This is a genomic window from Falsiphaeobacter marinintestinus, from assembly GCF_007923355.1.
Lineage (GTDB): Bacteria > Pseudomonadota > Alphaproteobacteria > Rhodobacterales > Rhodobacteraceae > Phaeobacter_A > Phaeobacter_A marinintestinus.
Window position 1 is genome coordinate 285,624 of record NZ_VOGO01000005.1, and the last position, 23,982, is coordinate 309,605.

23 protein-coding genes are annotated in these 23,982 nt (G+C 60.7%); 9 read left to right on the top strand and 14 right to left on the bottom strand.

Features of this window, described 5'->3' with window-relative positions:
- Positions 1-31 precede the first annotated feature (31 nt).
- From FOY56_RS13260 to FOY56_RS13280, 5 genes are all read right to left on the bottom strand, one after another.
- Positions 32-1,159, bottom strand: coding sequence for a cytochrome ubiquinol oxidase subunit I (locus tag FOY56_RS13260; protein WP_146346319.1), 1,128 nt, complete (start codon positions 1,157-1,159; stop codon positions 32-34).
- A 158-nt stretch (positions 1,160-1,317) separates the two neighbouring features.
- The gene (locus tag FOY56_RS13265) at positions 1,318-2,247 is read right to left on the bottom strand and encodes a metal ABC transporter permease (protein ID WP_146346320.1); all 930 of its coding nucleotides are present in this window, start codon (positions 2,245-2,247) and stop codon (positions 1,318-1,320) included.
- Complete coding sequence (locus tag FOY56_RS13270) at positions 2,244-3,449, bottom strand: metal ABC transporter permease (RefSeq protein ID WP_146346321.1); 1,206 nt, start codon at positions 3,447-3,449, stop codon at positions 2,244-2,246. Before FOY56_RS13270 ends, FOY56_RS13265 begins: the two co-directional genes overlap by 4 nt.
- A 5-nt stretch (positions 3,450-3,454) precedes the next feature.
- A complete protein-coding gene (locus tag FOY56_RS13275; protein ID WP_146346322.1) occupies positions 3,455-4,258 on the bottom strand; it encodes a metal ABC transporter ATP-binding protein in 804 nt (267 codons plus the stop codon).
- Between the two features lie 3 nt (positions 4,259-4,261).
- On the bottom strand, positions 4,262-5,224 hold the full coding sequence (locus tag FOY56_RS13280; RefSeq protein WP_146346323.1) for a metal ABC transporter solute-binding protein, Zn/Mn family: 963 nt from the start codon (positions 5,222-5,224) through the stop codon (positions 4,262-4,264).
- Positions 5,225-5,412: 188 nt separating this feature from the next.
- On the opposite strand from FOY56_RS13280, the gene deoC reads away from it, so the two are divergent.
- The 5 genes from deoC to FOY56_RS13305 all read left to right on the top strand — a co-directional run bounded on the left by deoC (position 5,413) and on the right by FOY56_RS13305 (position 11,311).
- Positions 5,413-6,405, top strand: coding sequence for a deoxyribose-phosphate aldolase (gene deoC, locus FOY56_RS13285; protein ID WP_146346324.1), 993 nt, complete (start codon positions 5,413-5,415; stop codon positions 6,403-6,405).
- Between the two features lie 51 nt (positions 6,406-6,456).
- Entirely contained in the window at positions 6,457-8,793 is a 2,337-nt protein-coding gene (locus FOY56_RS13290; protein ID WP_146346325.1) for an aldehyde dehydrogenase family protein, read from the top strand.
- Between the two features lie 12 nt (positions 8,794-8,805).
- A complete protein-coding gene (locus tag FOY56_RS13295; RefSeq protein ID WP_146346326.1) occupies positions 8,806-9,630 on the top strand; it encodes an SDR family oxidoreductase in 825 nt (274 codons plus the stop codon).
- A 95-nt stretch (positions 9,631-9,725) separates the two neighbouring features.
- A complete protein-coding gene (locus tag FOY56_RS13300) occupies positions 9,726-10,427 on the top strand; it encodes a polysaccharide deacetylase family protein (protein ID WP_146346327.1) in 702 nt (233 codons plus the stop codon).
- Positions 10,424-11,311 (top strand): glycosyltransferase family 2 protein, encoded by an 888-nt coding sequence (locus FOY56_RS13305; protein WP_146346328.1) that lies wholly within the window; start codon positions 10,424-10,426, stop codon positions 11,309-11,311. The genes FOY56_RS13300 and FOY56_RS13305 overlap by 4 nt, the downstream gene beginning before the upstream one ends.
- 23 nt (positions 11,312-11,334) lie before the next feature.
- Here the strand turns inward: FOY56_RS13305 and FOY56_RS13310 are convergent, their stop codons facing one another.
- The 7 genes from FOY56_RS13310 to FOY56_RS13340 all read right to left on the bottom strand — a co-directional run bounded on the left by FOY56_RS13310 (position 11,335) and on the right by FOY56_RS13340 (position 19,958).
- Positions 11,335-12,648, bottom strand: a complete 1,314-nt coding sequence (locus tag FOY56_RS13310; RefSeq protein WP_146346329.1) for a M16 family metallopeptidase — start codon at positions 12,646-12,648, stop codon at positions 11,335-11,337.
- Complete coding sequence (locus FOY56_RS13315; protein ID WP_246139481.1) at positions 12,645-13,991, bottom strand: M16 family metallopeptidase; 1,347 nt, start codon at positions 13,989-13,991, stop codon at positions 12,645-12,647. The genes FOY56_RS13310 and FOY56_RS13315 overlap by 4 nt, the downstream gene beginning before the upstream one ends.
- Positions 13,992-14,072: 81 nt before the next feature.
- Entirely contained in the window at positions 14,073-14,588 is a 516-nt protein-coding gene (locus FOY56_RS13320) for a DUF3035 domain-containing protein (protein WP_146346331.1), read from the bottom strand.
- Between the two features lie 52 nt (positions 14,589-14,640).
- The gene (gene lspA, locus FOY56_RS13325) at positions 14,641-15,120 is read right to left on the bottom strand and encodes a signal peptidase II (protein ID WP_146346332.1); all 480 of its coding nucleotides are present in this window, start codon (positions 15,118-15,120) and stop codon (positions 14,641-14,643) included.
- Positions 15,121-15,134: 14 nt separating this feature from the next.
- A complete protein-coding gene (gene purH / locus FOY56_RS13330; protein WP_146346333.1) occupies positions 15,135-16,724 on the bottom strand; it encodes a bifunctional phosphoribosylaminoimidazolecarboxamide formyltransferase/IMP cyclohydrolase in 1,590 nt (529 codons plus the stop codon).
- 134 nt (positions 16,725-16,858) lie between these two features.
- Positions 16,859-18,613 (bottom strand): heparinase II/III family protein, encoded by a 1,755-nt coding sequence (locus FOY56_RS13335; RefSeq protein ID WP_146346334.1) that lies wholly within the window; start codon positions 18,611-18,613, stop codon positions 16,859-16,861.
- A gap of 79 nt (positions 18,614-18,692) precedes the next feature.
- Positions 18,693-19,958 carry an RsmB/NOP family class I SAM-dependent RNA methyltransferase gene (locus FOY56_RS13340; RefSeq protein ID WP_146346335.1) on the bottom strand — a complete coding sequence of 422 codons (1,266 nt, stop codon included), beginning with the start codon at positions 19,956-19,958 and terminating at the stop codon, positions 18,693-18,695.
- A gap of 76 nt (positions 19,959-20,034) precedes the next feature.
- On the opposite strand from FOY56_RS13340, the gene FOY56_RS13345 reads away from it, so the two are divergent.
- Together FOY56_RS13345 and FOY56_RS13350 are read left to right on the top strand one after the other, a co-directional pair.
- Positions 20,035-20,223, top strand: coding sequence for a DUF1674 domain-containing protein (locus FOY56_RS13345; protein WP_146346336.1), 189 nt, complete (start codon positions 20,035-20,037; stop codon positions 20,221-20,223).
- An 81-nt stretch (positions 20,224-20,304) separates the two neighbouring features.
- The gene (locus tag FOY56_RS13350) at positions 20,305-21,477 is read left to right on the top strand and encodes a benzoate/H(+) symporter BenE family transporter (RefSeq protein WP_146346337.1); all 1,173 of its coding nucleotides are present in this window, start codon (positions 20,305-20,307) and stop codon (positions 21,475-21,477) included.
- Here the strand turns inward: FOY56_RS13350 and FOY56_RS13355 are convergent.
- A complete protein-coding gene (locus FOY56_RS13355; RefSeq protein ID WP_246139482.1) occupies positions 21,474-21,830 on the bottom strand; it encodes a dihydrodipicolinate reductase in 357 nt (118 codons plus the stop codon). The two genes, FOY56_RS13350 and FOY56_RS13355, sit on opposite strands and share 4 nt — an antisense overlap.
- A gap of 67 nt (positions 21,831-21,897) precedes the next feature.
- Positions 21,898-22,707, bottom strand: coding sequence for a 4-hydroxy-tetrahydrodipicolinate reductase (gene dapB / locus FOY56_RS13360; RefSeq protein WP_146346339.1), 810 nt, complete (start codon positions 22,705-22,707; stop codon positions 21,898-21,900).
- Positions 22,708-22,791: 84 nt separating this feature from the next.
- On the opposite strand from dapB, the gene rbfA reads away from it, so the two are divergent.
- Both rbfA and FOY56_RS13370 read left to right on the top strand, forming a co-directional pair.
- The gene (gene rbfA / locus FOY56_RS13365; protein WP_146346340.1) at positions 22,792-23,187 is read left to right on the top strand and encodes a 30S ribosome-binding factor RbfA; all 396 of its coding nucleotides are present in this window, start codon (positions 22,792-22,794) and stop codon (positions 23,185-23,187) included.
- Entirely contained in the window at positions 23,184-23,921 is a 738-nt protein-coding gene (locus FOY56_RS13370; protein WP_146346341.1) for a phosphodiester glycosidase family protein, read from the top strand. The genes rbfA and FOY56_RS13370 overlap by 4 nt, the downstream gene beginning before the upstream one ends.
- The last annotated feature ends 61 nt before the right edge of the window (positions 23,922-23,982 follow it).

The window sequence follows — 23,982 nt, forward strand, 5'->3', positions numbered from 1 at the left end:
ACCTAGCATGGCCGCAGGCGATTCTGCCACCTCAAACCGGGGGGCAGATGCTACGTTGCAAAGCGTTGAACAGCACGGGCCGACGGGCGTGTTCGGTCACGCCAGACTTGCGCGCCATGGCGACAAGAACCGCAAAATAGGTCAAAACCAGCACCGCAATCGTGGCCAGATACACGGGCAATGTTGCGTTTACCGCGCCGGGGGCAAGCACAGCAGCGGCATCGTCGATGCGCATCTGGCCCCGGATCAGCCAGACCGAATGCACCATCCGGTCGAACGGCCAGCCCAGCAGCAACACCGCCCAGCCAGCAATGGGCAGTACCAGCATCAGCGTCTGCAGACCGTCGGGCAGGGTCGTTATCCCTGTGTCCGGCTTGCGCAGGGCCACGAGAAGCCCCGAGGTGCTTAACGATATCGCCGTCAGAGTGACAAGCAGCGTGGCATTGGCCGGGAAGGGATCGGACAAGGCGACCAGCCCCAACCCGAGCAGGGCCGACCCTGAGGCCAGCAACAATCCGGTTTTTGCGATGCCATCCAAGGCCGCGTCCCGCGCCCTGCCGACCTGACGCACAGCCGACAGGCAGGCCATTAACAGGCCGACAGTGAGGCCCGATGCCAAGATCAGGAACAGCGCGAGGCTCCAGACCCGAGGATTGGTGAGTACGGTGATCCAGTTGGCCGCAGTCAGGCTCCACCGCGATGTGAAAACACCAACCGGATCGACCATCCAAGACATCAGGATCACCGGTGGCACCAAGGTTATCACCCCACCAACCGCCGACGCCGCAATCAGAAGGGTCACGGTGCGGGTCGGCAGCACACGAAGGCCTGTCGCGGCGATGGCAAGCGGGACGACCTGCAGGGCATTGCCGGTCAGGTACAAGACCTGCATCGGATGTGCGACCGCGCCCGCCTGATCCATGAACACCGGCAATGTCAGAACGAACTGGGTCCACAGCGCCCAGCCCGAAACGACCTGAAACGCCACCGACACCGCATAGACCGGCATCCAAAGCCCAAATGCGCGCGCCCAATCCACCCCGGGCCGCAACCGGAACGTCACCAAAAGCCAGCCCAGCGCCAAAGTGACGGCTGGGAACAGCAGGTGAAAGGCGGTTAATGCCCCGAGTTGGACCCGGGACAGCAGAAGGGTATCCATGATTGGCTCTGTCTGTTCGCGTTAACAGGAGAATTGAAGAGCAGGTGGTATCGCGCCAATCGGTTGCCAAGCCGATGCGACAGCAGGGCGCAGGCAAAGTGGCGAAATTGCGCAAATCTCATCCGGTGTGGCGGCGGGTTGCCTAGATCTGGGGCGGCTCACGCCTCGCTTGGGGCACCGGTCCGGCTGCGGCGTGGCCCGAACAGCGCGGCCAGGGCCAGGATCACGCCGGACATCGTGGCGATCATCCCGGCGGCGCTGACCGCGTCATTGCCCCCCAGCCATAGCGGGCCATAGCCTGCCAACACGTATCCGGTAATCGCTGCCGTGATGGCGAAAATGACGCTCCACATGACCTGGGCTTCCAGACTGTCTGTCATCAAACGGGCCGCTGCCGGCGGGCAAATGAACATGGCGATCACGATAATCGATCCGACCGCGTCAAAAGCAGCGACGGCAGCGATGGCGGCGATGATCACCAGCCCCATACCCAAGGCTTCGGTGCGGATGCCCATGGTCTGCGCAAACCCTTCATCGAATGTTGCGATCTTTAGCGGACGCCACAGGACAAGGGTAAAGGCCAGAACAACCACCAATGTCACCGCCATACGGGGCAGTTCAGGCGGCAAATAGCGCAGCGCATCAATATCAAAAAGCGATGCCCAACCGGTGGCATCCAGCCAGATCAGGCTTTCAAGGTTGCCATAAAGCGCGTGTTCGACATCCAGATGAACGGTGGATGTATCCGACACCTCAAGGATCAGCACACCGAAGGCGAACATCGAGGTAAAGACCACGCCCATCGCGGCCCCCGGTTCGATCTTGCCCATGCGGCGGATCAGTTCGATCAGCACCACCGCCAGCACAGCGGCTCCGGCGGCGCCCAGCATCATCGGCCAGGCCGAGATCGCCCCGGTGATAAGAAAGGCCACAACAATGCCCGGCAAAACGACATGGCTGATCGCGTCACCAATCAGAGCTTGTCGGCGCAGCACCAGAAAGTTGCCGGGCAGTGCACAGGCGACGGCGGCGAATATCCCGATCAACAACGGGGTCAGCGACAGAGGAACAAATTCTTCACCGCTCATGCCGGTATCCCCTGTGGGCCGCCGATATGGCGGTCGATATCTGCGATCTGGTCCTGCGTCAGCACGGTTTCGATGTCGCGCAGCCCGTCATACAACTGGGCTGCAGCCTCGTGCGCCTGATCGGCGCGGGCGACCTCCCACCGTTTTTCGTCGCGCAGCGCCTTGGCGGCGCGGCCTTTGCCTGCATCGGTCGCGACGCCATCGGCACGGACCAGTCCGGCGCGCCGCAGGATGCGCAGCGTCAGGGATTCATAAATTGGCTGGCCCTGTGCCAGCGCCAGCAGGCCCTGCCGCATATGTACCTGCCGTTGAAACCTGAGATGACGGATCAGCACCGCCAATGCGCCCCTGCCCGGGGCCAGAAGCAGCGAAATGGCGAACAGCACGAAAGACACCAGCACGATGATCGGTCCGGTCGGAAGGTTCGGGGCCGAAGCCGATATGGCAACACCGACATAGCCCGCAAGGCCGCCCACGGCGCCCGAGATCAGAACCACGCGTTCGGCACGCTCGGTCCAGAACCGGGCGGTCACAGGCGGAATGATCAGCAAAGCAACGATCAGGATAAGGCCGACGATCTTGAGGCCAACAACCGTGACGGCCATCACCAACCCCATCATCGCAAGGTCGATGCGGTTCACCGGCAGGCCTTGCGCCATTGCGTATTCAGGATCAAACGCCACCATTGTCATGGGTCGACGCAGCAGGGTGATCAGCGCCAGCACAACGGCCCCCCCGATGGCGATAACCACGGCGTCCGACCACAGCATCCCGGCGGTCGAGCCCAAAAGAAACCCTTCCAGCCCGGCCTGTCGCCCAATGCTCATCGACTGGATCACTGTCAGCAAGACAATGCCAAAGCCGAAGAATACCGACAGAACGGCCCCGATGGCGGCGTCTTCGGCCAATCGCGTATTGCGGGTCAGCCAGTTCAGACACAAAAGTCCGATCCCGGCAGATATGGCCGACCCTATGAGCAGCCCCAACAGGTTGCGCCCTTCGCCGCCCAGCAGAACCATCACGATAAAGGCCAGGCCAACGCCCGGCAAAGTCGCATGGGAAATCGCATCGCTGACCAGCGCACGTTTGCGCAGGAACAGGAAAGTGCCGGTTACGCCCGCCGCGATACCCAACAGGGTCGCGCCCACGGCGACCAGCGTCGCGTTATATCCAAGCTGCAACAGCAGCGCGTCCCACAACATGGCCGTTATCCTAACGCAAGCGCCAGTTGATCGACCTGCGCGGTGGCCAGACGTCCGCCATACGTGGCTTGCAGGGTCTCGGCGGTAAACGCGTCTGCCACTGTGCCTTCGGCGATCTTGCGGGTGTTGATCAGGAACACATTGTCGAAATACTCGGCCACGGTTGCAAGGTCATGGTGGACGGCGACGACGGTTTTACCCTCGGCACGCAGCGATTGCAGAACGCTGATGATCGCCTTTTCGGTTGCGGCATCGACGCCGGCAAAGGGTTCATCCAGCAAATAGATCGCGGCATTCTGGGCCAACGCGCGCGCAAGGAAAACACGCTGTTGCTGGCCACCAGACAGCTGACCGATCTGACGATCTGCGAAATCCTCCATTCCGACACGGGCCAGACAGGCCTGCGCGCGACTGATATGCTGTTTGCGCAGGCGGCCCATCAGGCCGACATCGCGGTACAAGCCCATCACGACAACGTCGATCACACGGGTCGGGAACTCCCAGTCCACACTTGCACGCTGCGGAACATAGGCAATCTGTGCGCGTTGCTCATCCAAGGGTCGACCAAACACCTGCACCTGTCCCGACAGCGGTTTGATGACACCTAGCGCGGCTTTCAGCAGGGTTGATTTACCAGCGCCATTCGGCCCGATGATGGCTGTCATTGATCCCGGCTGAACGGTCATGTCGACCGAAAACACGGCTGGCTTTTCGCCGTAGGAGACAGTCAGACCCCGGATCGCCAGCGGGCTATCGGCCAGATCCATCTCGGTAAGGGGTTTGCCCTGTTCTGTCGCAAGTTCCAGCATCAATCAACTCCCCGCTGCGAGTTTACCGTTCATACCGCCAAGCGGCACGTCGGCGCCCAAGGCCCCGGCAATCACGGTCACGTTGTGGTCGATCATGCCGACATAAGTTCCTTCGTATGTGCCGTCCGGCCCCATGGCGTCGCTGAACAGCTCGCCCCCGATGCGAACTTTGTGCCCCTTCGAGGCCGCCCCTTCGACGATGGCGCGAATGTTGCGGTCTGACACCGAGGTTTCGACAAATACAGCTGCAATCTTGCGATCAACCAGCGTGTCGACCAAGGCGCTGATCCGGTTCAACCCGGCCTCGCTTTCGGTTGAAATGCCCTGAATACCCAGAACCTCGAATCCATAGGCATCGCCGAAATAGCCAAACGCGTCATGCGCGGTCAAAAGAACGCGGGCGTGTTCGGGCACTTTAGCCAGACTGTTGCTGGCATAGATTGACAGTTGTTCGAGATCGGCCAGATGCGCGGCGGCGTTGGCGGCAAACAGGTCTGCGGCCTCGGGGCGCGCTTCGGTCAGGGCGCGCTGAACTTCGGTGACGACGCGCGCCCACAGGATTGGGGTCATCCAGACATGGGGGTCAAACTTGTCTGCGTAATCATCGTGACCGCGCAGCAAATCCTTCGGGATCGCTTCGGCCACAGCAACAACCGTACGCTTGCGCGCCAGCCCGTGCATAAAGTCCTGCATCTGGGCCTCAAGATACAGCCCGTGCCACAACACCAGATCGGCGCGGGTCATTGCCACGATATCCGTACGGGTCTGGCGATAAGCATGTGGGTCAACACCCGGGCCCATCAGCGCCTTGACCTGAACCTGATCGCCCCCGACCTGACGCGCGGCGTCGGCAATCATGCCGGTGGTCGCAACCACTTGCAAAGGCTGTGCGGCTGAAGCTGCGCGCGCTGCCCATGGCAGCATCGCGGCCCCGGCGGCCAGTTTCAAAGCAGTTCTGCGATCCATCGACTCGGTCCTTCACGCAAGTTCCTGATGAATATGAGAACGATTCTCAACTAAGTCAATGCAGTTGCGACTTATTCGCAATAAGAGTTGCGCGAACCGCCTATTTTAAGGGCATTCCGCTGCGCTCTGGCTTGCCAAGCTTCCTGCCCCATGCAAGCCTGCCGGTCAAAACGATCCCGGGAAGACCCATGGACACGAACAGCCCAAGCCAAACCACGACAACGCTTCCGCAGGTGACTGAACCGCGCAATCCGGGGATGGAACTGGATATGCAATGGGTGCGCGCGGCGCAGGCCAACACCTCGGCCATCGAACGCAGGGCGGCGACACTGCCGGGGCGGCGGTCGGTCAAAAAGGATTTTCAGGCGGCGTGGCTGTTGAAGGCCATCACCTGCATCGATCTGACGACTTTGTCAGGCGATGACACAGCCAACCGCGTGCGCAGACTGTGTGCCAAGGCGCGCCAGCCCGTGCGCGCCGATCTGTTGGCCGCGCTTGGTATGGACCCGATCACAGTCGGCGCGGTGTGCGTTTATCACGATATGATTGCGCCTGCTGTGGCCGCATTGCAGGGCACGGGCATCCCGGTGGCCGCTGTCAGCACCGGGTTTCCGGCCGGCTTGTCGCCGTTTCACCTGCGTCTTGCCGAGATAGACGAAAGCGTGAAAGCCGGGGCGGCGGAAATCGACATCGTCATCTCGCGCCGTAACGTTCTGTCGGGCAACTGGCAGGCATTGTATGACGAGATGCGCGCCTTTCGGACCGCCTGCGGCGATGCCCACGTCAAAGCGATCCTTGCAACCGGAGAACTGGGCACCCTGCGCAATGTCGCCCGTGCGTCGCTGATCTGCATGATGGCAGGGGCCGATTTCATCAAAACGTCGACCGGCAAGGAAAGCGTCAACGCGACCCTGCCCGTGTCGTTGGTGATGATCCGCGCGATCCGCGACTATTACGAGCGCACCGGTTACCGGGTTGGGTACAAACCTGCGGGCGGGATATCGAAAGCCAAGGACGCTTTGGTCTATCTGAGCCTGATGAAAGAAGAACTGGGCGACCGCTGGCTGGAACCTGACCTGTTTCGCTTTGGCGCATCATCGCTGTTGGGCGATATCGAACGGCAGTTGGAACACCATGTCACCGGCGCTTATTCCGCTGGGTATCGCCACCCCATCGGATGAAACGCCCGCTGCTGGCGTCGTGCCTGTGAGTATTTGGAAAGAGAAGAAGCCATGAGCGTGAAAGAGATATTCAACACCATGGAGTATGGCCCTGCCCCCGAAAGTGCCGCCGAAGCCTTGGCATGGCTGGTCGATCAGGGCGACCGGTTCGGGCATTTCATCGATGGTGCCTTTACTGAGCCTGCCGACGGCTTTGACAGCCGAAACCCGGCAACGGGTGAGACTTTGGCGACGCTATCCCAGGCCACTCAGGCGGATGTGGATGGGGCAGTAGCCGCCGCCCGCAAGGCACAGCCAATATGGGCCCGTCTGGGCGGGCCGGGCCGCGCGCGGTATCTGTATGCGCTGGCGAGGTTGGTGCAAAAACACGCGCGTCTTTTTGCGGTGATGGAAACGCTGGACAACGGCAAGCCGATCCGCGAAAGCCGCGATATCGATATTCCGCTGGTGCAGCGGCATTTCTATTATCACGCCGGCATGGCGCAGCTTATGGAAGAAGAGCTGACAGACCGCGCGCCTGTTGGCGTGTGCGGCCAGATCATCCCGTGGAACTTCCCGCTGCTGATGCTGGCGTGGAAGGTCGCGCCAGCTTTGGCGATGGGCAACACCGTTGTTCTGAAGCCGGCCGAATATACCTCGCTCACCGCGTTGCTGTTTGCCGACATCTGCCGTCAGGCCGGGGTGCCCAAGGGGGTCGTGAACATCGTGACCGGCGATGGGGTCGTTGGCGAGATGCTGGTAGAGGCGGATGTCGACAAGATCGCCTTTACCGGATCGACCGAGGTGGGGCGCAAGATCCGTGCCGCCACAGCCGGAACAGGCAAAGCGCTGACCTTGGAACTGGGCGGGAAGTCACCCTACATCGTGTTTGACGATGCCGATCTGGATTCAGCCGTCGAAGGGCTGGTCGATGCGATCTGGTTCAATCAGGGGCAGGTCTGCTGCGCCGGATCGCGGCTTTTGGTACATGAACCGGTGGCCGAGGCGTTTTATGCCAAGCTGAAGGCGCGAATGGACAAGCTGCGCATCGGCAACCCGTTGGACAAGTGTATCGATGTCGGCGCCGTGGTCGATCCCGTGCAACTGGACAGTATCACGCGGATGGTTGAGTCCAGCGGTGCGGGCGAAGTGTACAAATCGGCAGCCGGACTCCCCATTTCGGGGTGTTACTATCCGCCGACCCTGATCACCGGTCTGGATACGTCCGACCCGCTGATGCAGGAAGAAATCTTTGGCCCCGTTCTGGTGTCGACCACGTTCCGTACGCCTACCGATGCCGTGGCTTTGGCCAACAACACCCGCTACGGGCTGGCCGCGACGGTCTGGACCGAAAACGTCAACCTGGCGCTGGATATCGCGCCAAAGCTGGCCGCAGGTGTGGTCTGGGTAAATGGCACCAATATGTTCGATGCGGCCGCCGGGTTTGGCGGAGTGCGCGAAAGCGGGTTTGGTCGCGAAGGCGGATGGGAGGGGCTGATGGCCTACACCCGGCCTGAAGCCACAGACAAACCTTTGAACCGTTTGGTCCCGCTTGAGGGCGATGGCGCCCCGGCAGACGCGATTGATCGGACCGCCAAGATGTATGTGGGCGGCAAGCAGGCGCGCCCCGATAGCGGCTATTCGAAACCGATCTGGAGTAAAACCGGCGCGTTGCTGGGCCATGTCGGGCTGGGCAGTCGCAAGGACGTGCGCAACGCTGTCGAAGCGGCGCAGGGTGCTGCGGGATGGGCCAAGACAACCGGGCATCTCAGGGCGCAGATCCTGTATTATATCGCCGAGAACCTGTCGGCCCGCGCCGAGGAGTTTGGCCACCGCATCGACCAGATGACGGGCAAGCGCCACGGCGCGAAAGAGGTCGACGCAGCCATCCAAAGCCTGTTCACTTATGCCGCCTGGGCCGATAAGTTCGACGGTCAGGTGCGCAATGTTCCGATCCGGGGTGTGGCGTTGGCAATGCGCGAACCCGTGGGGCTGATCGGGGCGTTGTGCCCGGATGAGGCCCCCCTTTTGGGACTGGTATCGGTGATGGCCCCGGCGATTGCCATGGGCAACCGGATCGTGCTGGCCGCATCTGAACCGTTCCCGCTGGTGGCGACGGATTTCTATCAAATCCTCGACACTTCGGACGTGCCGGGCGGTGTGATTAACATCTTGACAGGCAGCCACTCTGAACTGGCCCCCGTGATGGCAGCACATTTGAATCTGGATGCGGTTTGGAGCTTTTCTTCGACCGATCTGTCAGGTGTAATCGAACGCGAAGCCGCCGGGAACCTCAAACGGACCTGGGTCAACAACGGCCACGCGCGGGATTGGTACGCACGCGACAGCCGCGCGTTTCTGGATGCGGCGACCGAGGTCAAAACGGTCTGGGTGCCGTACGGCGAATAGGGAGAGAGACGAATGGCACTTGAACTGGATTTTGCAGATAAGGTAGTCGTGGTGGTTGGCGGCACAAGCGGGATCAACCGCGGGGTGGCCGAGGCCTATGCCAGCCATGGTGCGAAGGTCGCCGTCGCCAGCCGCAGTCAGGACAAGGTCGACGATACGGTCGCGGCCTTGCAAGCCGCTGGGGCCACACAGGCGATGGGCGCGGCGTTCGATGTGCGCGACCCGCAGGCAGTGGCCGATGGGTTGGCCGGGTTTCACAACGCCTTTGGCGACTTCGATGTGCTGATCTCGGGCGCGGCGGGCAACTTTCCGGCGCTGGCGTCAGAGATGTCGGTCAATGCCTTCAAGACGGTGATCGACATTGACCTGATGGGCACGATCCATGTCATGAAGGCCGGGTACGCGTTCCTGAAACGCCCAGGCGCAAGCATCATCAATATCTCGGCGCCTCAGGCATTCATACCTTATGAAGGTCAGGCGCATGTCTGCGCGGCGAAGGCGGGTGTCGACCAGATCACGCGTACCTTGTCGCTGGAATGGGGTGTCGAAGGTATTCGCATCAATTCGGTCGTACCGGGTTTCATTGATGAAACCGAAGGCGCGGACCGGCTGGCCCCGACACCCCAGGCCCGTCAGGCCGTTGTTGACAGCGTTCCGCTGGGCCGCATGGGCACCAAAACCGACATGGCCAACATGTGCCTGTTCCTTGGGTCTGACGCGGCCAGCTATGTTTCGGGGACGGTGATCAATGTCGACGGAGCCTTGTATCAGCGCGGATCGGGCCAGTTTGGCCAGCAGATGGGCGCGATGTTGAGATCGATGTCCTCAAGGGGCTGATTTAGCACCCGGCTTGCCGCACAATCCCACGGCATTCGCCAAACTCTTGCCTCAAAAACGGTTTACCCAAGGTAAATCGACTTTGAGGCAAGACATTGGTTCAGACCCCGCCCTTTACAGATAACGTAGTTATTTTCCACGGCATCGGTACACCCGGTCGTCGTTTGGAGCCGGGCGAAGACGTATATTGGCTGACGCGTTCTGACTTTCGAGACGTGTTGGACCAGATCGTCGCGATGGGACCGGATCGTCCCGAAATCACCTTTGACGATGGTAATGCCTCGGATGCCGAGATCGCGTTGCCTGAACTGAATGCACGTGGCTTGAAGGCGACGTTTTTTGTTCTGACAAACCGACTGGGGCGACCCGGCGCGTTGGCAGAGCGGGACGTGGCCGCCATGGCACAAGCGGGGCATCAGATCGGGCTGCACGGCCACAGCCACCTCGACTGGCGGCGGTTGAATCAGGCCGGGCGCATTGCTGAATTCCGGACCGCTCGGCAAACCCTGGAAGCGCTGTCGGGATCCGAAATCACCAAGGCAGCAGCCCCCTTCGGATATTATGATCGCGCGGTGATTTCGCACCTGATCAGTGAAGGATTCAGCGCGCTTTACACCAGTGATTATGGACGGGTTCGACAGGGCAATTTCATCCGCCCGCGCAATTGCATCGAGGCCGGGCTATCGCCTGAAGAGATGACCAGAGTTTTAACCGGCAAGGTGGCCCCTTTCCGCAAACCCAGGCGCCTGGTGGGGATCGTGCGCAAACGGCTTTGGCCGGTTCGGAGGATTCCATGATTTCCGTCATTATCCCTGCATATAACGAAGAAGGGTACATCGGCGCCTGCCTGGGCCATGTTCTGGCGTCGCATGACCCGACATATGGGACATATTTCGACGGCACCGTTGACGTCATTGTCGTCGCAAACGGGTGTCAGGACGCGACGGTCGAAGAAGCACAAAGCCTTGCCCCGCTTTTCAAACGAAAGGGCTGGTCCTTTCAGGTGATCGACCAGCCAACCGGCAGCAAACCACGAGCGATGAACGCGGGCAGTCGCGCCGCGCAGAATGGCAGCATTGTCTTCATTGACGCCGATGTGCACGTTTCGCCGGGGCTGATCGGGGGGATCGCCGAAGCGCTGGATCGGCCCGAACCGGCCTATGCCGGCGGACGACCCAGCATACGGCCAGCCAGAACAATGGTGTCAGAACGCTATGCCCGGTTCTGGGCGAAACTGCCGTTCATGTGTCAGGGCGTACCGGGGTGCGGGGTCTTTGGGGTGAACGCCGCAGGGCGCGCGCGGTGGACGCGGATACCGGATGTGATCTCAGACGACTTCTTTGTACGCAGCCACTTTGCAACTTCGGAAATGCACGAAGTTCCGCACAGTTATTCCTGGCCGATCACCGAAGGGTTCGACAATCTTGTCCGGGTACGCAGGCGTCAAGACCGGGGATTGTCGGAACTGTCGGATCTGATCCCCGAACTGACCGCAAAATCAGACAAAACCTCACCAGATCTGGCGCAGTTGATTGGCCTTATGGCGCAGGATCCGGTCGGGTTTGCCATCTACAGCAGCGTTGCGCTGGCTGTGCGCACGCCCGCGTTCCCCAGCCAAAGCCGATGGGACAGGGGACGTGGCACTGAGTATTGGGAACAGTTGCAAGTTCCGGGCCAGTAGCACCGTCTTAACAGGCCGGCACGTCAGTTGGTGCCGGTCTCGATCCCTTCGGGCATGCCAACCACAATGAAACGCAACTTGTCAGGGTCAAGCAGTTCTGCGGCGACCCGGTTGATCTCGTCCAGGGTGACAGCGTTCACCTTGTCATTGCGTGTCGCGATATAGTCGATCGGCAGGCCCTGCATCTGCATCCCGACCATGATCCCGGCAATCTGCGCGTTACCGTCAAACCGCAAAGGATAGGCACCTGTCAGATAGGTCTTGCTGTCCTGCAGTTCCTTCGCAGTGACACCTTCGGTTTGCATGCGCACCCATTCGGCGCGAATAACATCAATCGCCTCGGCGACCTTGTCATTGGCCGATGCAACGCTGCCCATGTAAACCGCAGCGCGGTCCTTGGGCACAAGATAGGAATAGACGCCATAGGTCAGGCCACGCTTGCGACGCACTTCGTCCATCAGGCGGCTTTCGAACGTTCCACCACCAAGGATGTTGTTCATGATATAGGCCGCAAAGAAATCGTCGTCGTCACGGTCAATGCCAGGCTGGCCAAAGATCGCCACGGACTGCGGGGTTTGGTAAGGCACGACGGTGATCCCGCCGTCGATATTGACCTCGGCCATACCCGGCATCGGTGCGCCGGTTTCGGGAAGGTCGCCAAACAGCTGGTCCAGATACACGCCCAGTTCTTCGGCGGTGATGTCGCCCACCGCGCCGACATACAGCCGGTCACGGGCAAACACGGCCTGATGCGCGGCCAGCAGGTCATCGCGGGTGAGGCCGGACACCGTTTCAATGGTTCCATTGCCGTCTGTTGCATAGGGGTGGTCGCCATATGCCATCTCGCGGAAGGTTTTCCCGGCGATGGCGTTCGGGTCTTTGGCGTCTGATTTCAACCCCGAGATCACCTGTGCACGAACCCGGTCAATCGCATCCTGATCAAAGCGGGGCGCGTGGATGGTGTCATAAAGCAATGCGATAACATCGTCGCGGTTTTCAGTCAGGAACCGGGTCGATATCGATAGCTGATCCGTCCCGGAACTGAACCCGAAGGTTGCCGCCAGCGTTTCCAGTGCACGCGTATAGGCGCGCGCATCCAGATCGGCCGCGCCTTCTTCCAGCAGTCCCGTCATCAGGTTGATCGCACCGCGTTTGCCCGGTGCATCCAGCGCTGTTCCGCCGCGAAACCGCAGTTCAAGCGCGGTGAAGGGGATCGAGTGATCTTCGACCAGCCAGGCGGTGATCCCGCCGGGGCTGGTGACTTCCTGAATTTTGACCTCGGCCCAGGCGGGGATGGTCATGAACATGGTAAACAGAGCGACAAACAGCGATCTCATTGGGTCATCTCCTCGTCACGCATCAGCCAGCCGGTCACTGACGTCTCGCGTTGCAAAACTTCGCGCGCGGCGGCGATGATTTCATCCCCGGTCACGTTTTGCAGCACTTCGGGCCAGGCCTGCACATCTTCGACGGTCAGACCTATGGCCATGGCCCGACCATAGCGGTTGCCGATGCCGTCAACATTGTCACGGGCATAGATCTGAGAAGCGCGGAGTTGCATCTTGATGCGATCCAGCTGTTCTTTATCAACGCCATCCGCAATGAAATCGACCAAGGTCTGATCCATTGCCGCTTCGGCCTCTTCCAGTGACACACCGTCAGAGGGAACAACGACGACATCAAAGGTCGTATTGTCCAGCGTGCCCCCATTGTAGAACGCCCCGGTATATACGGCGACCTGGGTATCAAACTGCAACTTTTCGGCAAGATACGATGTGGTTCCACCCCCCAGCAATTCAGACAGAAGATACAGCGCGGCTGCCTTTTCCTGGTCGCCGGAATTACGTTCCGGGGCAAGGTAGGACCGGCTGACGTAAGGCTGCGCAACGCGCGGGTCTTCGAAACTCAGACGCCGTGCAGCAGTCTGCGGTGGTTCTTTTGTTCGGAACCGTTCGGGCAATTCGGGGTTGGCCGGGATCGCGCCGTAATAGGTTTTCGCCAGTTCGTGCACCTCGTCCGGGTCCACATCGCCCGACACCACAAGGATCGCGTTGTTCGGGGAATAGTAGATGTCATAGAACGACAGCGCATCATCCAAATCCAGCGTTTCCATCTCGTGCTTCCAGCCGATAACCGGCACGCCATAGCGATGGTTGAAATACTGGGTGGCCCCCATCTGTTCTCTGAACAGGGCGCGGGGGTTGTTTTCGGTGCGCTGGTTGCGCTCTTCCAAAATCACGTCGCGCTCGGTGGCGATGTCGGATTCGGTCAACCGCAGGTTCACCATGCGGTCGGCTTCCATGCTCATCATCAGCTCTAGCCGGTCGGCGGCAACCCGCTGATAATAGGCAGTATAGTCATAACTGGTGAACGCGTTGTCATTGCCGCCATTGGCAGAAACCACCTGAGAAAACTCGCCTGATTCGAGGTTCTCGGTCGCTTTGAACAGCAGGTGTTCCAGAAAATGCGCAACGCCTGATGCGCCGCGCGGTTCATCCGCCGATCCGGCGCGATACCAGACCATGTGCTGAACAACCGGAGCCCGGTGGTCTTCGACAACCACGACCTCCATCCCATTATCCAGCGTGTATGTTGTGACCTGATCGTCGACGCCTTCGGCGACAACTGGCGCGGCCAAGCCTGCCACGACAAGGGCAACAGCCCGAGTGGTTCGGAACATTCGGCTTCCTCCGTTCATTCGTGGGACAAGGTACGCGCTCTTACCCCCGGTTCAAGAAGCCCTAGCGCTTTTGTGAGCAGCTTAGTCTTCTTCTGGTGGCGAAGAGGGTGTTGCAACGCCAGCGCGGCGGAACGCGTCCGCCTGCGAAAACGGCTCAAGCTTTTGTTTGCGATACACTTGTTCGTAGCGATCAACCGGGAACAGCTTGATCGCGGTCAGGCGGCCCTGACGCTTTCGAAACTCTTCATCCTGTTGGGTCAGAGAGTCACGCACGTCCGGCTCAACACCATGACGGCTGCTGGCGGTGACCAGAGCGGCATCAGAGGACGGGATCTGTGTTGTCGACTGGGTCGAGGCCCGCCCTCCAAGCGCAATGATCGCTTCCGAACTTGGATCGCGGTCGGTCAGATTTCCACCACCGGGCGTCGGTGGCGGCAGAAACGCATAGTCCTTTGGCGCGGTCAGGGGTTTGGACGGCAGGATGCTGAATTCGTCCGGACCGTCTCCGGTCTGGCGAATGTTGTGCAATGGTTTGTTGCCACACGCTGTCACCGCTAACGCGGCAATTGCCATGACCGCTCCGAACGGCACACGCATGTCAGTTACTCCTGCCTGTTTTCCCGCGTTTTACCGCATTCGGCTGAAAAGGTCACGATGCCTTTTTGCCTTTGGATTTTCCCTCGAACAGTATCAGCCCGGCAGCGCCAATGAAAATAAAGATATCTGCCACATTAAAGACAAAGGGATTGTTGATGCCACAGCAACTGGTGTTCAGGAAATCCAGCACATAGCCATACAGAAGCCGGTCGACCACATTGCCCAGCGCGCCGCCGATCAGGAAGCCGGCGCTGATCTGCATCCAACGTCCATGTTCAGGCTTTCGCACCCACCAGAACACGGCGAAGCAAACGATCAGCGAAAACGCAATCAGGACCCAGCGCGCGGCATCGCTGCCGCTTTCAAGAAGGCCGAAATTGATCCCGGTGTTTTCGCCGTAGCGCAGGTTCAGAAGCGGTGGAAATACATCGATCACGTATTTCTGGGACAAGCCCATGACGTGAACAACCAGATACTTGGTGATCTGGTCCGCCAGAAAAGCCCAAAACCCGGCCCAAAACAAAATCGACATACCCACCTACCTGATCAATGTCGGAAATGGCGCATGCCGGTGAACACCATCGCCAGCCCGGCGTCGTCCGCAGCGGCGATCACGTCGTTGTCGCGCATCGATCCGCCCGGCTGGATAACACAGGACGCACCAGCCGCCGCAGCTTCCAACAACCCGTCAGGGAAGGGGAAGAATGCATCAGATGCCACGGCCGAGCCTTTGGTCAGCGGTTCGGGCAAGCCCATCACGTCAGCCATGCGTTCCGCCTTTTTGGCGGCGATCAGGGCACTGTCGACCCGGCTCATCTGACCGGCGCCGACGCCAACGGTGGCCTGATCTTTGACATAGACGATGGCGTTTGACTTGACGTGTTTGGCAACCTTCCAGGCGAACAACAGATCCTGCATCTGCTCTGGCGTCGGGGCCAGCTTGGTGACGACCTTCAGATCATCCATGCCGACGAACCCGGCGTCCTTGTCCTGTACCAGCAGACCGCCTGCCACCTGACGTACGGTGTGTGCTGTATCCAGCACGTTGGGCAGACCATCGGTGGTCAGAAGACGCAGGTTTTTCTTGGCCGCAAAGACCTCGCGGGCGTCGTCGGACGCGCCGGGCGCGATGACGACTTCTGTAAAGATCTCGACAATGGCGCTGGCCGTTTCAGCATCCAACGGCTGGTTCAGCGCGACAATACCCCCGAACGCCGAGGTGCGGTCACAGTCGAATGCGGCCTTGTAAGAGTCGAGCAGGGTCGCGCCGGTCGCAACACCGCAGGGATTGGCGTGCTTGATGATCGCGCAGGCAGCGGTGGCGGCGGGATCAAACTCGGCCACCAGCTCAAACGCAGCGTCCGTATCGTTGATATTGTTGTAAGACAGTTCCTTGCCCTGATGCTGTTGGGCCGTCGCGACGCCCTGCCGGTCGGATCCATCCAGATAGAACGCTGCCGACTGATGTGGGTTTTCGCCATACCGCAGCGGCTGGGCCAAGGTGCCCGCAAACACCCGGCGGCGCGGGGTTGTTTCGCCAATCGCATCGGCCATCCAGGTCGATACGGCAGCGTCATAGGCGCCAGTGCGGGCATAGGCGGTTAGCGCCAGTTTCTGGCGGAATGCATAGGTTGTCTGACCGTCGTTTGCCTCAAGCTCGGCCAGCAGCGGGGCGTAATCTTCGACATCCACAACGACGTTGACAAAAGCGTGGTTCTTCGACGCCGCGCGGATCATGGCTGGCCCACCAATGTCGATATTTTCGATGCAGGTGGCATAATCCGCACCAGCGGCCACAGTCTGTTCAAACGGGTAGAGGTTGACGACCAGAAGGTCGATTGGATTGATCAGGTGCTGCTCCATCGCGGCCACATGCGACTGGTCATCACGCAGCGCCAGAAGACCGCCATGCACCATCGGGTGCAGGGTCTTTACACGACCATCCATCATCTCGGGAAAGCCGGTCACCTCGGCCACATCTATAACCTCAAGCCCCGCCTGCCGTAGCGCTGCCGCAGTCCCCCCGGTGCTGAGCAACTCGACCCCGCGCGCGGCGAGGGCCTTGCCCAGCTCGGCAAGGCCGGTTTTGTCGGATACGGAAAGAAGGGCGCGGCGGACAGGGTAGAGATCGGTCATAAGGGTCCTCGGGAGAAAGCCGGTTATCTGCGCTGCGGCATAATCCATATCCCGGCGGGATAGAACCTCTTGTTTGTGATCCTATTGCCGCAAGGGCCAAAATCACATGCTTTGCTGGCCACATCGGCTCTGCCTCAGGTCGACAAATCCACCTCGGTCACGTCGTCATCCCGATTCAGATCGCGGATGGCGACGGCTGTGTCCTGCGCCTTGCTGAGCGACCAGCGCACCCGGGTGGCGAAATCCATCGCGCGGCCAGATAGTACGATCTGTCGGCTGGCGCGCGGTTTCAGGCGGCCTTTTTCCAGATAGACGCTTGGTTCAATCGCAAGGTTGAACCCGCCGTCATGCCGGAACACCCAGATCTCGCCGCTTTTCAGCGCCATCGAAACCGCAGCGCCGCCCAGATCCAAGGCCGAGTCGACGTCCGGGTGCAGATGAAAACGAATATCGAACCCAATACCGGTCAGCACAGAAGCATCCATCGCCTTGTCGAAGCGTTTCTTCGAGGGCTCGTCAATGGCCAGCAACATGTCTTCGCCCGCCAGACCGCGCCCGTCAAAAGTCAGCTCCAGTGACCGGGCGTGTGTCAGCCCAAAGGTTTGCGCATACCCATCGTGACCGCCCTGAAACCGCAGGCCATCGCTGACTTCCGAGATCTCAATTGGAACCTCTTTGGGGCCATCGACCAACGCCTCGCGCCCACTGCCACGTTCAGGATCAGCCAGCCGCGCGCACGAGTATCCGTCAAGACACAGGGTCGAATGCGAGGGCGAGGCGCGCCCGGCCCGCCGCCACTCCAGCCCGAATGTCGCACCGGAACCGCAATTGACGATAAGCGGTCGACGCCCAGACGTGAGCTCGAACGCCAGAGTCGAGGCATGCGCGTTGTAAGATGCGCTGCCCTTCGGTGGGGGCGCTGCATCGATGATGACACTGGTCCGGTGCGCCGACAAACGCGCATACCCCATCGACAGCCCGTCAGCATGACGGTCACGCGTGTGGCTGTTGGCCAGTGCCTGATCCAGACGCCCCTCTAACCCGCGCCCGCCGCCATGGAACCGGGCCAGCCCGCCATCGGCGTGGCGCAAGGTTCGCAAGGTTGGCGCGATACGCTCAATCGCTTCGGTATGGGCATGTGCAGTACCACGTCCGGCTTCGTGCAAAGCCTGGGCCGCCCAGCTGAGAAGTGTAAAGACCTCAAGCAGCTCTTCGGGGTTGCGGGTCGGCAAGCCACCTTGATCATCAATCTGTTCATTGCATTCATGTGCCAGAGCGCGGACCCCGGGATCGGCCAGTTCTTCGCGGCCTTCCAGCGACAATCCCGCATAGATCAGACCGGTCAGCGCCTCGAACCGTGGCAGGCCCGGTGCAGCCCCCGGCCAGCGCTTCGACAAGAACCATGTTTGTTGCGACAGGGCGCAAAAAAATGCTTCACTGTCTTCCTTTTCCCGCCCCCGCAACAAAAACGGCGCATGGCAGATCCAACGAATGACACGCCGTCCGGTCAGTTCAGGTGTCCAGCCCGGCCCGCGCCCGTTGCCGAATTCATCGATCCAGTCCCACACCCATGCCTGCGCTTTTTCCCGTGCAGCCAGATTGCCAAGGGCCGCCAGATCGTCCAGCCACGCAAACCCATGGCGTTCTTCGTCAAACGCGGCGTTCGGAGCCTCAACCGACCACAGGCTTTCGCCTGTCGATTCGACGAGATACCCGGCGAATAACAGATTGCCGGCCGCCAGTTGCCGCCCGCGGGCAAAGCTGCCGATTGTGCGGGGTTCGGGTTGGGACACAAAGGCCGTGACACCGCGTTTGCGCCGGCTGAGCCGGGCATAAAAACGATTCAGGAACCGGTTCTTCCGGCTGGTGAAGGTGTCACCTGTGGACATATGCTCTGCCTCATACGCGCTTTGGCGTTTTGGCAGCAGCATACCCCGAGATCGGTTTCAAGTCACCGGAGAAACGCGGTCAGGCAGCCTTGCGTACACAAGCGATGTAAAATCCGTCCATTCCGCCCGCCTCAGGCCAGTAATCTGGCCGCAATCGCAACCCGCCTTCTTCGGTTTGCCAGTCAGCGTCAACGCCGGGCAGGCTCAGAACCGACCGGTCGACACTGGCACCTTCAAGAATGCCCAGCGCCTCTTCAATCTGCACTTCGCCTTCGTCCGGCAGCAGTGAACAGGTGCAATAGACCAACCGCCCGCCGGGTTTGACCAGCGCCCAGGCATGCGCCAGCATCCGGGCCTGCAATTCGATCAGCTCGCCAAATTCTGACCCGTCTTTGGCCTGCGGAAGATCAGGATGGCGCCGAATGGTGCCAGTTGCCGAGCAAGGCGCGTCCAGCAGGACGGCATCGTATTGCCCATCATGCTCCAACGCATCGCCAGTCACGATCTGGGCGGTCAGACCTGTCCGTTCAAGGTTCTCTCGGACCCGACCCATGCGTGTCTCAGAAATGTCGAGCGCGGTCACGTCCGCCCCGGCAGCCGCCAGTTGCAACGTCTTGCCCCCCGGCGCGGCGCACAGATCCAAAACGGTTTCGCCGGGCTGTGGATTAAGAACTTTCACGGGCAGGGCAGCGGCGGCGTCCTGCACCCACCAGTCACCAGCCTCAAACCCAGGCAAGGTGCTGACCTGCCCCGGCGCGCGCAAACGCAGCGACCCAGTGGGCAGGATTTCGGCGTCTTGCAGGTGCGGGTTTGCACCCGGCTTCAAGGTCAGATCCAATGGCGCGCCTTCGAAATGCGCGCGCTCCATCCCTGCGACGGCTTCTGCCCCCCAGGCATTGACCAATGGGCTGCGCAGCCATTTCGGCAGACGCGGAACCCGCAGCTTGTTCCAGGCCTCAGGCACTTCATCCGCAATCTTGCGCAACACGGCGTTGACCAGCCCCTTGAGATGGCTGTGGCGGCGGGATTTGCTGACAATCGCGACCATGGCGTTCACCACGCCATGCGGCGCGGCGCCTTGAACCAGTTCAATGGTCCCGACCCGCAACGCGTTGTGAACCGGCAGCGGTGTGGTTTTACGCAGATGCCGCGCCAGCAGGCGATCAGCACGTTCCATCCCGCGCAGGGTTTCGACAGCAAGACGTTGCGCCCGTGCCCGGTCTTCGGATGCCAACTTGTCCAGCATGCCCGCGCCAAGGCATTCGGACAGCAACCGTCCCTCGCCAAGCACCTGATCGAGCAGATTGATCGCGCTGCGTCGTGCTGCGATACCGGTGTCGGCCATGATCCTGCGTCCTTTGCTTCCCTTGCCCTTGCGGGACGAGAGCGTATATCACAGGTCAGGAACAAAGGAACCCGTCATGACCGACGAAACTCTGCAATCCGATCTGCCCCCCGCCGCCCGGCGCGCATTGGCCGAGGCCGAAGATCGCCGCCGCGCTGCCGAAAAAGCCGCCAAGGACATGCCCAAGGAACTGGGCGGTCGCGATGGCCCTGAACCGGTGCGCTTTGGCGATTGGGAAAAGAAAGGTATCGCAATCGATTTCTGATTGATTGGCGATCAAAGGGCGGCTTGCATCCGCTGCCCCATCCCGTCAGGTTGCGCCCAGATCCCCTGACGAGGCCGCCGTATGAGCCGAACCCTTCCCCCACTGCAAACTGTTTCGACCGGATTCGTCGTCGCGATTGTCGGGTTTTTCAGCTCGTTTCCCGTGGTGCTTCAGGGGCTGGATGCGATGGGCGCGACCCCTGCTCAGCAAGCCTCTGGTCTGATGGCGGCGTCTTTTGCGATGGGCTTGTCTGCGATTGCGCTTAGCCTGTGGTCAAAGCAACCGGTCAGCGTGGCCTGGTCAACGCCCGGTGCCGCCCTTTTGGCGGCCTCACAAATACCCGAGGCTGGGTTCGCCGGAGCCGTTGGCGCGTTTCTGCTGGCCGGTGCACTAACCGTGATTGCGGGGCTGTGGAAACCACTGAACCGGCTGACCAACATGATCCCCGTGCCTTTGGCGCAGGCGATGCTGGCGGGCGTGTTGCTGTCGCTTTGTATCAAACCGTTTCAAGCCTTGGCCGAAATCCCGATGATGGCACTGCCGATCATCCTGACATGGTTCATCGTCAGCCTGTTCAGTCGCGTTTTCGCGGTTCCGGCGGCGGTCCTGGTATCCGCCTTTGTCGTCGCAGCGAATGCCGGGTTCGACCTGCCCGCGCCTGACCAGCTGATCGGACGACCCGTTCTGACCGCGCCTGAGTTCAACATTGCCGATTTGTTAAGCATCGGCCTGCCGCTGTTCATCGTCACGATGGCAACGCAGAACATCCCCGGGTTGGCGGTGCTGCGCAGCTATGGCTATCAACCTCGTTCGGGTCCGTCTGTTGCCTCGGTCGGTTTGGCGAGCATCCTGAGCGCGCCCTTCGGGGCTTTGGCCACCTGCCTTGCAGCGATTACCGCTGCAATGTGTGCGAATGAAGAATCACACCCGGATCCGGCGCAGCGATACTGGTCTGCGGCAAGTTCAGGCGTGTTTTATTGCTCAATCGGGTTGTTTTCCGCCGTGATCACCGGGTTCGCCGGGCTGACACCGCCGCTGGTTCTAGGAACCGTTGCGGGCGTCGCACTGCTTGGCGTATTCGCAAATTCGACCGTGGCCGCGTTGGAAGAAGCTGATTATCGCCAATCGGCAGCAATCACGTTTCTGGTCACAGCATCCGGGGTCGCCTTGCTGGGTCTCAGCGCGGCCGTCTGGGGGTTGGTGATCGGTGGGATCGTTCAGGTGATCAGCGACCGGGTAAAGCGTAAGTCTTAATTCGGCTTCAGCGAGAAATCGGCATAATCCCCGTTTCCTTTGTCAGATGTAAACCGGATCCGGCTGCCGTTTACGCGCACTTCCTGACAGTTATAACCCAGATCGCGCTCGCCCCAGCTGAGGTCGCGGCAGAAAAAGCCGTTGCGCCAGTTCCAGTTGCCCTGCACCGCGATGGCAGCTCCGGTACCTTCGATCTGACCCGATGGCGATACTTTGAGACGGATCAACGGGCGCGTCAGAACCTTGTCCGTGATCAGATCGCGGAACCGTTCGGCATCGACCACCGTGGTGAACTCGGCACTCGCGGCCCCTGCGGTGCCAAGAACCAGCGCAAGACTGAACAGAATTCTCATCATTACCCCCCTCAGTTATCAAAGGGGATACGCGCCTTGTTGCGAGTCGGATCACTCAAATCGACGATCAGATTCCAAGAACGTCCATCATGTCATATTCACCGGGGGATTTGTCCTGCCCCCACAGGGCCGCCTTCAGCGCGCCACGGGCAAAGATTGCGCGATCTGATGCCAGATGACGCAACACGATGCGTTCACCCGGTGCGGCGAACAAAACGTCATGTTCGCCAACGATGTCACCGCCGCGAATCGCTGAGAACCCGATGTGCCCGGTTTCGCGGGCGCCAGTGATGCCGTCACGGCCCCGATCCGCAACCTCCGACAGGGTCACTCCGCGCCCTTCGGCGGCGGCTTCGCCCAGCATCAGCGCTGTGCCGGACGGAGCGTCGACCTTGTGGCGGTGATGGGCTTCGATCACTTCGATGTCGAAATCTTCGTCCAGCGCGGCAGCCACCTTTTTGGTCAGTTGTACCAAAAGGTTCACACCAAGGCTCATGTTCCCGGCCCGCACGATCACGGCGTGGCGGGCTGCAGGGGCCAGTTTTGCGATCTGTTCGTCCGTCATGCCGGTGGTACCGATCACATGCACGGCGCGGGCCTGAGCCGCAAGCTTGGCAAATTCCAGCGTTGCTGCGGGGGCGGTGAAGTCGATCACGGCCTGCGCCTTGGCAAAGGCGTCCAGCGGCTGGTCGGTCACAGTAACACCAAGGGCCTGCCCCCCCATCGCAGTGCCCACATCCTGTCCGATCCAGTCGTGACCCGCACGCTCGACCGCGCCCACCAGAGTGGCCTTGTCACTGTCGGTAATGGTCTGGATCAACATCTGACCCATCCGGCCCGATGCTCCGGTAACGACGATACCCGGCTTATGTGTCATGTGGCGGCCTCCGATTTGCAATCCTTGCGTCCTATCCGATCCCGCACGCTTGGCAAAGCCCCGACGAAGGCGTAGATCGGGGATATGGCAAAGAACAAGTTTCATGATGGACCCGGCCCATCGCAGCGACAGTTGCGCGTCGGAGAACTGATCCGGCGGACATTGTCCGAAGTGCTGGCCCGTGGCGACATTCACGACCCGGATCTGAACCGTATGTCGATCACAGTCGGCGAGGTCCGCACCTCGCCCGACCTCAAAATCGCGACCGCCTATGTGCTGCCTCTCGGCGGCAAGGGGCAAGAAGACGTGCTAAAGCTGCTGGCCCGCAACAAGGGTGAACTGCGGCGCGCGATCGGCAAGAAGACCGGGCTGAAATACGCGCCCGATCTGCGGTTCCAGCTGGACGAGACATTCGACCGGATGGACGACACCCGGCGGATGCTGTCGCAGGAGTCGGTGCAAAGGGATCTGGACGAGTGATCCGCGCCCTGCTGGCCGTGTTGGTGCTGTGTTGCGCTGTGCCGGCTGCAGCCGTGGAGTGTCGCAACATCAGCCACGACAGCCTGCGCTATGTCCTGTGCGAGGCTGACGCGTCCGAAGATCTGCGGCTGTTTCTGAATGGCACTGACGGCAAGGTACTGGGCCAGTTCGGCGCGGTCGATCAGATGCTGACGGACCGAGGTAAAAAGCTGGCCTTCGCGATGAACGCCGGGATGTATCACAGCGACCGATCGCCTGTGGGCCATTATGTTGAAAACGGCGAGTCGCAAAAACAGGTGATCCCGAACGCAGGCCCCGGAAACTTCGGCTTGCTGCCCAACGGCGTGTTCTGCATTCGCCCAAACCGCGCGGACGTGATCGAAACGCTGGCTTACCTGGAGCAGACACCAGACTGCCAGTTCGCCACGCAATCCGGCCCGATGCTGGTGATCGATGGCAAATTGCACCCCCGGTTCCTGCCCGACAGCACGTCGCGCTATATCCGCAATGGCGTCGGCACCAGCGCAGATGGCAAACGGGTCGCGTTTGTTCTGTCGCGTCAGCCCGTCACATTCCATGAATTCGCCCGCCTGTTTCGCAATGGTCTGGGCCTGCCCAATGCGCTGTATTTTGATGGCAACATCTCGCGCATCTATGCACCGCAGATCGGGCGCAACGATTCAGGGTTCTCTTTGGGGCCAATTGTCGGCGTCGTTGTCGATACCGGCAACTGAGGCCGCGATTGACAGGCCCCCAACCATAGAGTACCCCGCCCGCCTTCACTGACGATTAGGG

What these genes read in the sequence shown, in the direction of transcription:
- FOY56_RS13350 (WP_146346337.1), top strand. Translation starts at nt 20,305, where the DNA reads ATGAGCCGAACCCTTCCCCCACTGCAAACTGTTTCGACCGGATTCGTC.
- FOY56_RS13275 (WP_146346322.1), bottom strand. Translation starts at nt 4,258, where the DNA reads ATGCTGGAACTTGCGACAGAACAGGGCAAACCCCTTACCGAGATGGAT.
- FOY56_RS13340 (WP_146346335.1), bottom strand. Translation starts at nt 19,958, where the DNA reads ATGGCCGACACCGGTATCGCAGCACGACGCAGCGCGATCAATCTGCTC.
- FOY56_RS13345 (WP_146346336.1), top strand. Translation starts at nt 20,035, where the DNA reads ATGACCGACGAAACTCTGCAATCCGATCTGCCCCCCGCCGCCCGGCGC.
- FOY56_RS13265 (WP_146346320.1), bottom strand. Translation starts at nt 2,247, where the DNA reads ATGAGCGGTGAAGAATTTGTTCCTCTGTCGCTGACCCCGTTGTTGATC.
- dapB (WP_146346339.1), bottom strand. Translation starts at nt 22,707, where the DNA reads ATGACACATAAGCCGGGTATCGTCGTTACCGGAGCATCGGGCCGGATG.
- FOY56_RS13310 (WP_146346329.1), bottom strand. Translation starts at nt 12,648, where the DNA reads ATGAGATCGCTGTTTGTCGCTCTGTTTACCATGTTCATGACCATCCCC.
- purH (WP_146346333.1), bottom strand. Translation starts at nt 16,724, where the DNA reads ATGACCGATCTCTACCCTGTCCGCCGCGCCCTTCTTTCCGTATCCGAC.
- rbfA (WP_146346340.1), top strand. Translation starts at nt 22,792, where the DNA reads ATGGCAAAGAACAAGTTTCATGATGGACCCGGCCCATCGCAGCGACAG.
- FOY56_RS13295 (WP_146346326.1), top strand. Translation starts at nt 8,806, where the DNA reads ATGGCACTTGAACTGGATTTTGCAGATAAGGTAGTCGTGGTGGTTGGC.
- lspA (WP_146346332.1), bottom strand. Translation starts at nt 15,120, where the DNA reads ATGTCGATTTTGTTTTGGGCCGGGTTTTGGGCTTTTCTGGCGGACCAG.
- FOY56_RS13270 (WP_146346321.1), bottom strand. Translation starts at nt 3,449, where the DNA reads ATGTTGTGGGACGCGCTGCTGTTGCAGCTTGGATATAACGCGACGCTG.
- FOY56_RS13320 (WP_146346331.1), bottom strand. Translation starts at nt 14,588, where the DNA reads ATGCGTGTGCCGTTCGGAGCGGTCATGGCAATTGCCGCGTTAGCGGTG.
- FOY56_RS13355 (WP_246139482.1), bottom strand. Translation starts at nt 21,830, where the DNA reads ATGAGAATTCTGTTCAGTCTTGCGCTGGTTCTTGGCACCGCAGGGGCC.
- FOY56_RS13335 (WP_146346334.1), bottom strand. Translation starts at nt 18,613, where the DNA reads ATGTCCACAGGTGACACCTTCACCAGCCGGAAGAACCGGTTCCTGAAT.
- FOY56_RS13315 (WP_246139481.1), bottom strand. Translation starts at nt 13,991, where the DNA reads ATGTTCCGAACCACTCGGGCTGTTGCCCTTGTCGTGGCAGGCTTGGCC.
- FOY56_RS13290 (WP_146346325.1), top strand. Translation starts at nt 6,457, where the DNA reads ATGAGCGTGAAAGAGATATTCAACACCATGGAGTATGGCCCTGCCCCC.
- deoC (WP_146346324.1), top strand. Translation starts at nt 5,413, where the DNA reads ATGGACACGAACAGCCCAAGCCAAACCACGACAACGCTTCCGCAGGTG.
- FOY56_RS13305 (WP_146346328.1), top strand. Translation starts at nt 10,424, where the DNA reads ATGATTTCCGTCATTATCCCTGCATATAACGAAGAAGGGTACATCGGC.
- FOY56_RS13260 (WP_146346319.1), bottom strand. Translation starts at nt 1,159, where the DNA reads ATGGATACCCTTCTGCTGTCCCGGGTCCAACTCGGGGCATTAACCGCC.
- FOY56_RS13280 (WP_146346323.1), bottom strand. Translation starts at nt 5,224, where the DNA reads ATGGATCGCAGAACTGCTTTGAAACTGGCCGCCGGGGCCGCGATGCTG.